Source organism: Paenibacillus taichungensis (genome assembly GCF_047302525.1).
Taxonomy (GTDB): domain Bacteria; phylum Bacillota; class Bacilli; order Paenibacillales; family Paenibacillaceae; genus Paenibacillus; species Paenibacillus taichungensis_B.
In genome coordinates this window covers 2,583,994-2,597,811 of record NZ_CP168020.1, presented here as the reverse complement: position 1 = coordinate 2,597,811, position 13,818 = coordinate 2,583,994, and the positions used below count along the sequence as shown (strand labels likewise).

Genomic DNA, 13,818 nt, shown 5'->3' with positions numbered 1-13,818 from the left:
GTGATCAAAGCATGTTTATTTTGAACGGAAATGAAAGGATTTATGCATGATCCATGGCAAACACTGCGTTTCAATCTCTGATCCAGATATAAAATACAAAAACAATAAGTCCGATTATGCAAATCCATGTATCTCGTTTGGACCATACCAATAAGGAGGAACGTGCTCCAAGCAGTGAATTCTCTCTAACTTTCCGCATTTCCATCGCAATCGTCATATCTTCTGCACGCTGAAACAGCGCCATGAGCAAGGGAATGACCATTGGACCAAGATCACGTAGCCGTACCGTATTCGGTCGTAATGCAGCTTTGCCACGTGCCCGGACGATCAGCGAGAATCGCTGCCATTCACTCCAGATCATCGGGATAAAACGAAAGATTAAAGACACGGCGAGTGCAAACGACGACACGGGCAGCTTGATTTTTTTGCCGATACCAAGTACCCAATTCAGTCCCTCGACCATACGCCCATAAGGCGTAGTCAGTGAAAACCAAAGACTTGCCAACGTGACGATAAACAAACGGTATACATTCAGTAACGTCCCCTCCGCCTGCATCAGGGAAAATCCGAACTGTAGGCCGCCGCCTTCTGTAGAAAGAGTTGTCCCCGACAACGCGGTTGATACGAGAAAGAACAGTACGAGCGGTTTCATTAATTTCAAGCATCCCATCAGAGCCTGCCGTGGCAGCACAACGAGCGCCAAGATGACTGGCACCAACGTAAGAGAGAGACCTAACCAGTGGTGTTGAAGCATCGTAGCGGTCACGAGCAGGATGTATAAAATCCATTTCAGACGCGGGTCCATGGCACCATACAATCCTCTGCTTGATCCTGATTCTGCGTGGGTGTATATGGCTTCCTGTGTGCCTTCTCCTCCCGAAGTGTCGGGGCTTGAAAAGGCAAGCTTTGCTTCATCCATTTTGAGTTGATCCTTATTGCCAATAACATCAACCTTCTGCTCTAAAGGCTCATTGACGGACTGAACAATACCTTCAGCCATTTCCTCCGGGGTCAACGCAGTACACGGAAAATGAATGCCCGCCGCCGCAAATTGTTGTGCCAGTTGCATAGAAGGTGGCAGACCAATTCCGGCAAGCTCCAGCAGATCTGGTCTTGTATGAAGTTCCCGAGGCGTGAGATCAGCAACAAGACGCCCCTCCTGCAACAAAAGAACCCGATCTGCATGCGGTAAAAACGTGTCCAGATCGTGTGTAGCCACAATGGCTCCCTCACCTGCATTTCGATGCTGATTCAATGCATCCAGCAGCATGATCACACTTTGTGCTTCCAATCCGGCGCTGGGTTCATCGAGCAATATCCATGAAGGCTGCGTAGCAGTTCCCAGGGCAAGCCCCAGTCTTCTTCGTTCTCCCCCACTTAGTGCAAAGGGTGATCTGTCCGAATGGAATCGTTCTTCCCCTCCCTGACCCGCTGGGGAGTCCCAGCGCTCCAGTGCTTCGGAAATCTGCTTTTTCTTTTGTTCATCCGGTAGACGATATGGACGCAGAGAATAAGCAAATTCACGCCCAATGCTTCGGGCGAACAGCTGTTGCTCTGCGAATTGAAAGACCAACCCCATTTGCAACAGAATGGACTGTGGCACTTTCCCGTTCTGCCAGAGAGGCTCTCCGTCCAGCTTGAGGCTACCCGTTTCTGGAGGTTTTAGGCCAGCAATCGTTTGCAGCAGTGTGGTTTTACCTGATCCTGTGCAGCCTAGCAATAAAGTGATTTCTCCACGGTTCAGTTGGACAGTGATATCTTGAAGCAGCGCTCTTTTGTCAGCCTGTGACGAAGCTATACCTACATGTTCTAATTCGATTGCCAAAGGGCTACCTCCTTAACCAACTGCTCTGGTCGAAGAGGTGTTGCATGATGGAGCAGACCTTTCCGTTTCAGGAGTAGAGCCGTCTGCACTGTAAAAGGTGGAGCAAGCCCAAGCTTTTTGCAGAGTGATGGTTGTTGTGATTCTTTTCCAGCATCATCCGTCGTCTCTTCCTTCTCCCTTCCATAGAAGAAAGCCGCAGGCGCTCCATCGTAAACACAGCGTCCCTGTTCCATGGCAATAATTCGATCGCACAGGGTAGCTTCCTCCAAATGATGCGTAATCCAGATTACCGCCGTCCCTTGCTGGACAATGGTTTGAACTACAGCTTCCATTCGATCTCTTGCTCCCGGATCAAGCATGGCCGTAGGTTCGTCCAGAATGAGTACATCCGGCTTGACCGCCAGCGCTACCGCGATATTAAGCAACTGCTTCTGTCCTCCAGACAGCATAGATATTGCCGCCTCTGGCGGGTGTTCAAGTCCTACCGTATGTAATGCGTGCTCTCTCCGACGTAATTGTTCATCAGGAGATTCCAGCAGCGAGGATAAGGCAAAATGAAATTCCTCCTCAATGGTATCTCCAAGTACCTGCGCATCAGGCTGCTGAAGGACACCACGAACAACCAGTTCCGAAGAAGCCTTCCTTTCTCCGCCGGATAGCGGAGTGAATCCGATTAGCAGCCCTGCCAGCGTACTTTTGCCGCTACCATTGGCTCCCACAATACTTATCCATTCACCGGGAGCTAATTCCAGCGAAACTCCATCCACTGCCTTACGAACACGTCCTGACTCCGACGCATAATGAACACGGACATTCTCTAGTTTTATCAAAGGTGTAACGTCTTGCATCGCAAATTGGTCCTTTCCCTTTTGAATCTTTTGTGGTACGATCCAAATCGTTAACCACATCCGTTTAATCGGTTAACAATAAGATTACCAAAATTGAAAGGAATGTTCAAACATGAAATTATCTTTGCGAGGTATTGTTTTCAGCGCACTCATGGCAGCCATACTTGTTCTTTTTGGTTACATAAGTATCCCCATTGGTTTCTCTCCTGTGCCGATTACATTGCAAACACTTGCGGTTATGCTGGCAGGCGGACTGCTTGGCCCATTATATGGTTTTCTAAGTGTCGCTTTGGTCGTGGTCCTGACTGCAATTGGCTTCCCGCTTCTGCATGGCGCAGGCGGACTGGCAGTACTCCTTGGGCCAACCGGGGGATATGTCATGATGTGGCCCTTCTCCGCATTGCTCATTGGGTTATTACTCAGCAGAATCAAACTGAACGGATTCGTTAGTTATTTCCTGGCCTTTATCGTATTTGAGGTATTTGGTTCAATGTTGATCTATGTTTCGGGCGTGCCCTGGTTGGCCTATGCCTACAAAATGTCATTACCCGAAGCCATGATACAAGGGTTCTATCCCTACATCATCGGTGATCTGATTAAAGCCTTGTTCGCTGCGATCATCATCGCACCTGTGCGCATGGTCTTCCCTCCGCAACGACTGACAGGCAATATGAACTCAACAGTGGTAAAGGCTGACTCCTGATCGCTACTTATATAACCTAATCTTGAACTGAATTTACGAACAAAGCCGTACCCACGTAAACAGAATATCAATCTGTTCACGTAGGACACGGCTTTTGTCTATCGTTTATTATTCCTGACCATTCCCACTATAAAAGGATAAAATTTAGCAAGAATTAGGGCCAGTCAATTTTATTAACGAGACGTGTATCCTGCATCCGCGTGAATCGTAGTGCCTGTGATATAGGAGGCGGCGTCAGATGCCAGCCAGAGACTTGCTTGAGCAATTTCATTAGGTTGTCCAAAACGATTAAGCAAGCTCAACTGAGGAGCATATTCCTCTGCCGTGAAACCGAATTGATCCAAAGCACCTCGTAGCATTGGGGTATCTATTGCTCCTGGAGCAACCGAGTTAACCCGAATGTTGTGTGGTCCGTTTTCCATCGCGGCTACTTTGGTCATGCCAACCACGCCATGCTTGGCAGCTACATAAGCAATGTTGTTGGGTTGAGGACGGAATCCGCTCACCGATGAAATGTTAATAATGGAACCGCCTTTGCCTTGTTTCAGCATTTGCTGAAGTTCATATTTCATACACAACGCAGTACCTGTCAGGTCAACCGAAATCAAGCGATGCCAGTAGGCTTCGTCAAATTCAGCTGCTGGTTTGTCATCTGGCGTGAGTGCGGCATTATTAACGGCCACGTCCAGTTGTCCATAAGTCTCAACTGCAAATTTCACCATTGCTTGTACTTCTTCCGATTTGGAAATATCGACTTTCACGAAAGCGGATTCACCACCAGCCGCACGAATGGATTCAACGACAGCCTGTCCTTTCTCTTCGTTAAAATCTGCAACGACTACTTTTGCTTTGGCAGCTGCAAAAAGTTGAGCAGTTGCTTCACCCATGCCCATCGCTGCCCCTGTTACAATGGCCACTTTACCTTCCAATACGGGAAATGTCATATGAATACCTCCATTAATATTAATTTTAAACAATCCTCAATATATCTATATCATTGACCTTATTCAATCCGTAATATGCCTAGAATTGTACGTTACTGTACACTTGATCGTATTTTGTACACCAAGTTGCAGAATTAAGTGACATGAACGATACTGTAAACGAGGTGAACTATTCATGACAGATCGAATTGACAAACGCATCTTGCGTTCCAAGTCGGATATCAAAGAAACTTTTCTACGCTTGCTTTCACAAAAGCCTTTTCAACAAATCTCCATATCTGAAATTGTCCGGGAGGCCAATTATAATCGGGGCACATTTTATGCCAATTTCGCAACCAAAGAGGATTTGCTTCGTGAGATTATTCAGGAGGTTCTAGTCGAATTTGTTCAACAGATCAAGAATCCCTACAGGTACATTACCAAAGTCAATTTAAAAGAAATGCATGCCGAAGATATCACGCTGTTTACATATTTGAAAGAACAAGCTGCATTATACAAATTGTTATTGAGTGATCATATCCAGGTGGATTTCCGCTACCAAATGGCGAGAGTCATTGAGGATCTTTTTGTAGCAGAATACGAGTATGAGCTTGAGGAAGGGTCGGTAATTGATCCCAAATGGTTATATATCTATCGGGCACATGGAGTCGCAGGTCTTTTGATTCGCTGGATTGAAGAAGATTTTCCAACGCCCCCGCAATATATGAACACACAAATTGTAGAATTAATGCTGTTATCCACAGAAGTTTTTCATGTAAAAAAGTAATCTGTATCATCCCCTACGATATTCCATAATTGTCATAATCACTAATTTTCACATGAATTATCATCCAATTATCATGGTATTTTCTTTGAATAAATCATGATATATTTGCATTTCAGAAAACGTTTTCAATACTTAATTTGGTGGTGATTCCATTTAAATCAATCTAGGTTCTTGTTCTATGCTAAACTTAAATCGCCAATTTTTGTAAGCGTTCTATTTTTAGTTCATCGATTATAATTACAAAGGAGAATATGTTAATGAACAAAAACCGCAAATCGGCCCTCTCACTCACTATCGTAACGGCAATGATCCTATCCCTGTTCTCATCAGCCTTCGCTTCTGCTGCTACAGATGACTCGATTCAGGCAAATGCAGCCGCTGCTCCAACCAATATTCAGTCCTATGTTACTGCGATGGAGCCGGGCTGGAATCTGGGTAACTCGCTGGACGCTGTTGGTACAGATGAAACGGCCTGGGGTAACCCTCTGATCACTCAGCAACTGATTCAAAATATCGCCAATCAAGGCTACAAGAGCATTCGTATTCCAGTGACCTGGCAAGCTCATATAGGAGGAGCACCTAACTACACTATTGATACCGCTTACATGAATCGTGTACAACAGGTTGTAAACTGGGCCCTGGATGCCAATCTGTATGTCATGATCAATATCCATCACGATTCATGGCAGTGGATCAGCTATATGGAGAATGACCATGCCAATGTTCTTGCTCGTTACAATTCTGCCTGGACTCAAATTGCAAACAAATTCAAAAACTCATCCACTAAGCTGATGTTCGAAAGTGTAAATGAACCACGCTTCACCGAAGGTGGTACAACGAATACCGCTACTGCTTACGCTTTGCTGGATGAGTTGAATGTATCTTTTCATAACATCGTGAGAGCATCGGGCGGAAATAATGCAACACGTCCATTGGTCCTCCCAACGATGCATACCTCTTCCGCTCAACCAGATCTGGATGCATTATCCCAGACAATTGCGAAATTGAATGACCCTAACATTATCGCTACCGTTCACTACTATGGTTTCTGGCCATTCAGCGTGAATATCGCAGGGTACACCAAATATAATGCTGAAGTGCAACAAGATATTACGGATACATTTGACCGAGTGTACAATGCATTCACAGCCAAAGGTATTCCGGTTATCGTCGGTGAGTATGGCTTACTCGGCTTTGATCAGCACACAGGCGTCATTGAGCAAGGTGAGAAGTTAAAATTCTTTGAATTTATTGGCCAGTACCTACGTCAGAAACAGATGACCACCATGTTATGGGATAATGGACAGCATTTTGGCCGTAGCAGCTTCACCTGGTCTGATCAGGATCTGTATAACACGATGAAAGCAAGCTGGACAGGTCGTTCCTCCACAGCTGAATCGGATCTGGTTTATCTGAAAAAAGGGGCTGCAATTCAGGATAAAACAGTAAAACTGAATCTCAATGGCAATACATTTAGCTCTCTTGCTAATGGCAGCACTACCCTTGTTCAAGGTACAGATTATACGATCAGTGGTGATGTGCTGACATTGAAATCCAGTCTGTTGACCAGACTGACCACTTCAGGCAATCTTGGTGTTAATGCCAAGTTGACCGTAAAATTCAACAAAGGCGCAAACTGGAACCTGAATATCATCAAATATGATACGCCTAAACTGAGCAATGTAACGGGCACAACGAGCTCGTTTGCGATTCCGACTACCTTTAATGGCAATCAGCTGGCCACCATGGAAGCAACTTATACAAGTGGCGGAAACGCAGGTCCGCAAAACTGGACTTCTTTTAAAGAATTTTCCTACGCTTTCAGTCCAAATTATAGTAGCAACGTCATTGAACTGAAACAAAACTTCTTCAACGAAACGAATAATGGCGAAGTCATTCTCAAGTTCCACTTCTGGAGCGGAGACGTCATTACGTACAAAATTACGAAGAATGGTTCCAGTGTTGTCGGAATCTCTTCCTAATAGAGTTTCACAGCTCAATGTGTAGCACATAGGAATTCAATTCACGAAACGTTGTGTCCAGGGCAACAGGCTCTGGACACAACGTTTTTTCATTTATACTTGGTTAAGCCTAATGACGACGGGGACCCACTATCAGTGACTTCACAATAAAAATGAAATATCTCCACTCCGGCTGTGAATGACATATGTTGCTCCCAAGCCTTTATAAACAAGCCCAACATGAGCCCTGTTGCTGGAAACGACATAGAGTTGTTGCGGACACAAGCTGCGACACAGCTCAATGTCCTGACAGCACTGCGGCAAGCTATTTTCGAATACAAAGGCGTTTTTTACTACAAATTCGAGCGGAAGCTGGTTACGGTCTGCCATTTCCTGAATGTAACGAACGGTGACTGCACCAAGCGATTGAAGTTGTTCCCCCTCTTCTTCGCTGTGTGCAAGCACAACAACCGCAAATCCCCTCTTCAATAATACATCCACAAAATTCTTTCCCGCCTCACCGTGCCCTGTCGATACCACCATCATTGCTTCATCCATTGCCGCCAACCTCGCCTTCACATCAGATCCTGCAAATGCCATCTGGAGTACGTTATGTGCGAATCATAGTCCTCTGTCTGCATCTCCGCAATTGAACTGCATCCGATTTCTGCAGCGTTCTGATCGATTCCAGACAATCCAGGTGAGCATTTCTTGCCTAATCTCCTCTTTTCGCTGTCATACGGCATATTGCTCGGTCTGTCATGAGCGGAAGAAAAAATCGAGTTATTCGTGTCCAAAATGCAGATATATCTCTTGTTAATCGCTTACATGTGTGAATTCCAAACCAACAATCGGAAAATCAGGCGTATATCCATCCCATTTGATTTTACTTGAGCTGTGTTCAGTCGTAACATAATCGGCAGGATAACGAAAACAATAGAAAACAATAAGATGATTTTTCCTACGGAGGTTGGATCGTGTGATTGCAAGTTGTGATGTGGAGATTCGATCGGAGATTCGTGTTGATTCTCGGATTAGTTCCATGGAGATTATTCGGTACGATATGCGAAAATTACCTTTCATAGCGCGGGAACATTCATCCTGTTACTGCGGGTTGTTCAAAATCTCATGCGGGAATGTTCATGGTTTTGCCGAATTTGAATTACCTGAGGGTTCCCATCCCCCTGATCTGGTAAAATGGGCTTCGGTGTTCAGAGCTTTAAAAGGCATGGAGCTGTCACAGGTCACGCAATATATTCAGCAGCATCAAGAGCTATGGGGAAATAAACGCATGCTGTTCCTGCACGAAGCCTTTAGCGATTTGCTTCTCAACCTGGAGCAAGGCAGCGCATCTGATGTGATGTTAAGCCGGGAAGAAATTCGTATCTTTCTGATGCAATACGCACTCACTTATTATTCTTTTTAACACCTTTCCTTTAGTAGAAAAGATACATAAAAGTGCAAAGAAACCCTGGTGATATACACCGGGTCTCTTTGCATTTTTCAACCTGACTTTTTCAAAAGTTTACGCTTATTGCGGTTCAGTAAATTTCACAACAATTAGTGCTTCCCCATTGGCTTGAACTGGGCCAGTCATAGTTGCCATTACCTGTTCAATCCTTTCGTTCCCATTCGGGATGAGCACAGGTGTAATCAATGGCAGCCCGGCAGCCTGGATCGCTTCCATGTCAAATTCAATCAACACTTGTCCTGCGGTAACGGTGTCTCCGCTATTCACATATGCGGTAAAACCTTCACCCTTCATTCCAACGGTATTAATTCCAATATGCACAAGCATCTGAACACCTGTTTCATGTTCCAGAATTACGGCATGTTTGCTCTTGTTCATTACATGAGCGATGACACCGTCAAAAGGTGCAAATACTTTGCCCTCAGAAGGCTCAATAGAGATCCCTTCTCCCATATGCTTTTCCGAGAATGCAGGATCAGGAACCTGCTCCAAAGCAACAGCTGTACCTGTAATCGGTGATGCAATCTCCAACATATCTACCTTGGTGCGATGGTTAACGGCCTGGCTGGCAGATGAGTTTGAATTTTGTGACAGAACTTCCGACTTGCTCTCTTCTCCTGCATTGCTCGGAACTTCCTCCGCAACAGGCTGATCCTTATATCCGAAGAACCAGGTAAGTGCAAATGCAATTCCCATAGCCACTACGTTGGACAAAATGTACAAAGGCAATTGACTATTCAAATACAAGAGCGTGCCCGGAATAACCGTCACCGCCATACCTGTACCTTGCAAATGGAACAAAGATGCGATAAATCCACCCACAGCGCCTCCGACAAGACCCATGATGAACGGTTTCATGTATCGCAAGTTAACCCCGAAGATTGCAGGTTCAGTAATCCCTAGAAATGCAGAGAATGACGAAGGAAGTGCGAGTGCCTTCAGCTTTGTATTTTTGGTTTTCAACCCCACCGCCAGACAAGCTGCTCCTTGCGCAGCCATGGCACATGTAATGATCGCGTTGAACGGATTAAAGCCCGTTTTCTCCAGCAATTGAATCTCCAGAAAGTTAAAGATGTGATGTACACCGGTAACAACAATAATTTGATGGAAGAAACCAATAATAATACCCGCAATACCAAATGGCAGTCCCAATACGGCTGTTGTCCCATGCAGCACCCACTCCTCAAGGGAATGGAATACCGGACCAATCGCGAAGAGACCAAGCGTAATCATAACCGTCAGTGTAATAAAAGGGGTAAGAATTAAGTCAAGCGCCTCTGGTACGCGTCTTCTCAGAACCTTCTCAAACTTCGCTCCGATCAATCCTACGAAGAATGCAGGCAGTACGGAACCCTGATACCCGACCACCGGTATGAATCCGAACATATGCAGCGGTTGTGCTGATCCATCGGCCACAGCGTATGCATTCGGCAGCGCCGGATTCACAAGCATCAGACCCAAAACGATGCCGAGAACCGGACTCCCGCCAAACACTCGGAACGCAGACCAGGCTACGAGTGCAGGCAAAAATGCAAATGCCGTGTCCGTCAGGATCTGAGTAAATAACAGGAAATTGGGCGAAATGTCCCCCGGTGTTGCACCAAACAGCGATAGAATTTCATTTTGAGTGAGCAGCCCCCGCAGACCCATGAAGAGCCCCGTTGCGACCAGCACAGGAATAATCGGTACAAAAACGTCACCGAACGTGCGAATGGCCCGTTGAAAAGCATTGCCTTCATTTTTACCCTGACTCTTCACGTCCTCCTTGGAAGACCCTTCGATGCCCAGCTTCTCAACCTCTTCAAATATCCGGTTCACTGTTCCTGTTCCAAAAATGATCTGATACTGGCCCGAGTTGAAAAAGGCCCCTTTAACTTTGTCGATGTTCTCGACCTGCTTCTGATCGATCTTGTCCTTGTCATTCACCATGATGCGAAGACGTGTTGCACAATGTGCAAATGATGCGATATTTTCTTTGCCCCCGATGGCACGAATAACGTCCTGGGCAATCTGCTGATTATCCGACATGGTTCTTCATTCCTCTCACGTTATATCTAATAATCCCATTTTGATGCCTGAAATCCTGCCTTACCCCCATGTGCAAAGAAGCGAATCTCCACACTTTCCTTGCTTGGGAAGATACGGCTTGTGAATACCTCTTCTCCATCATTGACAAAGATCTCAACGGAAGAAGAATCCACAAAGATATGGAACTTAAGCACGTCTGCATTCAATGCGCAGCGCCGTACATTCCCATTCTGATCCGCGAGCGTGGCGCCTGACTGGGAGCGATCCAGGATTACTTTCTGTGCCAACCGATCATACTGCAGCACGGTCTTCTCTTCTGCACTCGCCCTCAATTCAAGGCCTACAACCTCTGCGTCAAAATCACGGATTTCACACTCCAATTCATAAGCCATTCCAGCAAAGTCTGCGAAAGATCGAGTCTCATGATCAAGTGTGAATTCCATATGAGTCCCTTCAGAATCCCCGCGCAGCTTCACCATTTCAGAGACTGGCTGCTGAATTAACTTCCCCTCTCGGAGTGACAACTGCCGAGGAATCGTGAGGCAATGTGCCCATCCACTCTTATCTGTCGGATACTCCAAATCGGGAAGTCCCATCCAGCCCACCAAAATTCGTCTTCCATCCGGCGACTGCATCGTCTGCGGGGCATAAAAGTCAAATCCACGATCCAGCTCCTGAAACAGACCATGTTCGAAGTGCCTTGTCTGAAGATCCAGTGGTTCACCAATCAGATAGCCCGACTGAAAAATGTTCTGATACTCATCTTCCTGACTCTCTATTCCTTGTGGCGAAAAGATCAGTACACCTTGACCCTGCATCTCCAGATAATCGGGGCACTCCCACATGTAGCCAAAGTTAGGTAGCCCAGTATGAATCTCTCCTAGAAACGTCCAGTTTCTGAGATCTGACGAGCGATATAATACCGTGCATCCCGTTTCATCTACACGCTGGGCTCCAATCACACAATAATACGTGTCACCCTGCTGCCAAACCTTGGGGTCTCTGAAATGTTCCGTGTAGCCAGAAGGTACTTCTGTGATCACAGGTTGCTGCACTTTGGTTATTGAACCGCTTTCATCCATAATCGCCAGACACTGATACGGATGCCTGATCCAATCTTCATCTCTTGTATTGCCTGTGTATAACAGATTGAGCTGGCCTTCTTTTTCAATAGCACTGCCCGAATATGCCCCGTGTGAGTCATATGTGTCGCCCGGCTGAATTCCGATTCCAACTTCTTCCCAGTGCACCAGATCCGTTGAACGGGTATGGTACCAATACTTCAATCCATGCTCGGTCCCGAGTGGGAACCACTGGTAGAACAGATGATAATACCCCTGATAATAAGAGAATCCGTTAGGATCGTTAAGCAGTCCGGTTATAGGTTGGATATGGTAATGCTGTCTCCACGGACAAGCAGAGATCAAAGCTTCCAGCTTGCCTATTTCTCCAGGCTCTGCCTGCTCGATTCGTCTGTAGCGTTGCTCTCTAGTCATTTTCATAAAAAGTGTTCTCCATCCTAGCTAATATAAATTAGACCAAGAAATTTTACACTTGGCCACTTCGATGGCAGAACAATCCTCCGATCGCTGTTATCCCCAGATTTCCTTGATCCCTTTTCTAAAGGGTGAAATCCGTTGATAAAGGCGAACACTACGTTTCTATAGATTTTTTCTGCCCTCTCCGTGATCGTGTAACTCTTAATTTAATTTATTTTAAAAATCCAAAAATTAGAGGAACCGGTTCCAACACGCTCAAAAAAATAATTCCATATGGCTTTTTCGCCTGCCACCGTGTTCCCATATCCTTAATGGATATTCGGAGTGGAACCGGTTCGATGGAATTATCATAAAGGATTCATTTATATCTTGTCAACGCTTTCTCGTGGAATAATCTCCACATCAAGAATCGTGCACTGCTCCACCGGATCGCCTTGTACCAGACGAATAATGTGCTGGGCCGCCACTTGACCTGCCTCAAAATAATGATATTTTACTGTCGTTAGTGTAGGATGAATCATCTCGGTAATTTCATAACCACCAAATCCGGTAACCGATAAATCCTGCGGGATTTGTATCTTATTGGAAAAAGCAATCTTCATCACACCCAGTGCGATGTTATCTGTTGCGCCCACAATAATCGTCGGTTTGCTTTTTTTCAAAATCGCTTCTGCGGTAATGATCGCCTCGGACATTTTAAAGCTTGTCTCGTAATATGTCACATCACATCCACCGCATTCGTCGATCGCACGCTTGAACCCCTGTTTGCGATGGATACCTACCGCCTGATCTCTCTCGGTAACGCCAATATAGACGATTTTCCGATGGCCCTTTTCCACAACATGTTTACCCATCTCATACCCCGCCTGATCATCATTATGAACCAGACTGTGTAACTGTTCATGCTGCTGCCCTACCAATAGCACCGGAATTCCGATGTCTTCAACAGCTTTCAGATGTGCATCGGTCACTTCTGCGGCAAGCAGAATAATGCCGGATACCTTCTGTCTGGCAAAGTCATATATGGCATCAATCTCGCGCTGCATATCCTGGCTCGTATTCGCGATTAGCATCTGATACTGATTATTTCTTAATTCTTCATCGATGCCGATCAATGTCTGAGAGGTTGCAAAGGAATCCAGACGAGGAACAACCGTTCCAATAATACTGGTTTTTTTGGCTTTAAGACTCTGTGCGAACGTATTGGGTACGTAATTGTATTGTTTAATAATGCGCTCAATTTTCTGCCGTGTATCGTCACTAACAGAACCACCATTCAGGAAACGAGAGACGGTGCTCTTCGCCACGCCTGCCATTTGGGCGATATCCGAAATCGTTTTATTCATAACTTCTCCTCTTATTCTCATTCGCTTGAATTCACTTATATTACCTTATATTATACTTCGAATGGCAAACCCTTGCGAATACTATTCCCATGGAGATATTAGTAAATCTCACGCAACTCTGAACGTGCATGTGCAATGCGTCACGGTAAAGCGTTATTGATGCATGGCATTAATTCAGCTTCTTGCAGACAAGGAACATGAGATGCTAGTATAACTTCAATTCATAACGTGCATCATGAAATACAGAACAGAACATCATTATTCATACAGGCTATGACGGAAAGAGTACGCGGAGTTATCGTTCATTACAGGGACGCGGTGCCGAAGACTGAGAGCACCCGAAAGGAACACGCCGCCGAAGTTCACTCCCGAGCCGATTGCTGAAGAGCTGCTCCTCATGGATATAGCTTCTAGGACAATCCGTTCC

The 13,818-nt window shown here is 45.6% G+C and carries 11 protein-coding genes; 4 read left to right on the top strand and 7 right to left on the bottom strand.

The window, feature by feature from the left end; all coding sequences use genetic code 11:
• Positions 1-70: 70 nt before the first annotated feature.
• Entirely contained in the window at positions 71-1,825 is a 1,755-nt protein-coding gene (locus ACDJ58_RS12000) for an ATP-binding cassette domain-containing protein (protein WP_413378144.1), read from the bottom strand.
• A complete protein-coding gene (locus ACDJ58_RS11995; protein ID WP_413378142.1) occupies positions 1,810-2,673 on the bottom strand; it encodes an ATP-binding cassette domain-containing protein in 864 nt (287 codons plus the stop codon). The genes ACDJ58_RS12000 and ACDJ58_RS11995 overlap by 16 nt, the downstream gene beginning before the upstream one ends.
• A 112-nt stretch (positions 2,674-2,785) precedes the next feature.
• Here ACDJ58_RS11995 and ACDJ58_RS11990 point away from each other — a divergent pair, with 112 nt between their 5' ends.
• Entirely contained in the window at positions 2,786-3,376 is a 591-nt protein-coding gene (locus tag ACDJ58_RS11990) for a biotin transporter BioY (protein WP_413378140.1), read from the top strand.
• Between the two features lie 173 nt (positions 3,377-3,549).
• Here ACDJ58_RS11990 and ACDJ58_RS11985 read toward each other — a convergent pair whose 3' ends face one another.
• The gene (locus tag ACDJ58_RS11985; protein WP_413378138.1) at positions 3,550-4,320 is read right to left on the bottom strand and encodes an SDR family NAD(P)-dependent oxidoreductase; all 771 of its coding nucleotides are present in this window, start codon (positions 4,318-4,320) and stop codon (positions 3,550-3,552) included.
• Between the two features lie 175 nt (positions 4,321-4,495).
• Here ACDJ58_RS11985 and ACDJ58_RS11980 point away from each other — a divergent pair, with 175 nt between their 5' ends.
• On the top strand, positions 4,496-5,086 hold the full coding sequence (locus ACDJ58_RS11980) for a TetR/AcrR family transcriptional regulator (protein ID WP_413378136.1): 591 nt from the start codon (positions 4,496-4,498) through the stop codon (positions 5,084-5,086).
• Positions 5,087-5,343: 257 nt separating this feature from the next.
• Positions 5,344-7,068, top strand: coding sequence for a cellulase family glycosylhydrolase (locus tag ACDJ58_RS11975; protein ID WP_413378134.1), 1,725 nt, complete (start codon positions 5,344-5,346; stop codon positions 7,066-7,068).
• Between the two features lie 141 nt (positions 7,069-7,209).
• Here ACDJ58_RS11975 and ACDJ58_RS11970 read toward each other — a convergent pair whose 3' ends face one another.
• Entirely contained in the window at positions 7,210-7,605 is a 396-nt protein-coding gene (locus ACDJ58_RS11970) for a hypothetical protein (protein ID WP_413378132.1), read from the bottom strand.
• Positions 7,606-8,026: 421 nt separating this feature from the next.
• On the opposite strand from ACDJ58_RS11970, the gene ACDJ58_RS11965 reads away from it, so the two are divergent.
• Positions 8,027-8,473, top strand: coding sequence for a hypothetical protein (locus ACDJ58_RS11965; RefSeq protein WP_413378130.1), 447 nt, complete (start codon positions 8,027-8,029; stop codon positions 8,471-8,473).
• A 105-nt stretch (positions 8,474-8,578) separates the two neighbouring features.
• Here ACDJ58_RS11965 and ACDJ58_RS11960 read toward each other — a convergent pair whose 3' ends face one another.
• From ACDJ58_RS11960 to ACDJ58_RS11950, 3 genes are all read right to left on the bottom strand, one after another.
• A complete protein-coding gene (locus ACDJ58_RS11960; protein WP_413378128.1) occupies positions 8,579-10,546 on the bottom strand; it encodes a sucrose-specific PTS transporter subunit IIBC in 1,968 nt (655 codons plus the stop codon).
• A 26-nt stretch (positions 10,547-10,572) separates the two neighbouring features.
• On the bottom strand, positions 10,573-12,048 hold the full coding sequence (locus ACDJ58_RS11955; protein ID WP_413378126.1) for a glycoside hydrolase family 32 protein: 1,476 nt from the start codon (positions 12,046-12,048) through the stop codon (positions 10,573-10,575).
• 359 nt (positions 12,049-12,407) lie between these two features.
• Positions 12,408-13,391: a LacI family DNA-binding transcriptional regulator gene (locus ACDJ58_RS11950; protein WP_063563502.1), complete on the bottom strand. Its 984-nt coding sequence runs from the start codon at positions 13,389-13,391 to the stop codon at positions 12,408-12,410.
• Positions 13,392-13,818 lie beyond the last annotated feature (427 nt).